Raw genomic sequence first — 475 nt, 5'->3', positions numbered from 1 at the left:
ATGTTTATTATGGTAGCCGTACTGAAACCCAGACCGGCACACAGGTGAATCTTCGCTCCGGAGGTACTGTTGCAGCATTTGCTCCTTTCTGGAAAGTCAGTAATAAAAAGTGGGTAGCACAAAAGGATACTACCCGTTGGGTATGGAATAGTCAGACAACCTTGTTCAATCGTAAAGGGTTGGAACTGGAAAATAAAGATCCCCTTGGCAGGTACAATGCAGGGTTGTATGGTTATCAGGATGCCATGATCATTGCCGCCACGCAGAATGCGCGCTATCGGGAAGCAACCTATGAAGGATTTGAAGATTACTTCTATGGCGTACCTGCCTGTGATGAAGTGTGTAGTGCTGGCAGGAACCTGGATTTCTCAGGGTATAAAACCTTGATGACAACCAGTCAGCATCATACCGGCAAGTATAGTTTGCAGGTACCTGCTGATTCAGTGATCAGTATTAGTGCGACAGTGGTTGCTGC

At 46.5% G+C, this 475-nt stretch carries 1 protein-coding gene; it reads left to right on the top strand.

Features of this window, described 5'->3' with window-relative positions; translation table 11 throughout:
• Positions 1-475, top strand: a 475-nt coding sequence (locus BW716_RS37410) for a hypothetical protein (protein ID WP_179091441.1), incomplete at both ends; no start/stop codon positions are given.

This window comes from [Flexibacter] sp. ATCC 35208 (assembly GCF_001975825.1).
GTDB lineage: Bacteria > Bacteroidota > Bacteroidia > Chitinophagales > Chitinophagaceae > Chitinophaga.
The sequence above is the reverse complement of the archived record's forward strand: the minus strand, read 5'-3'. Positions and strand labels throughout refer to the sequence as shown.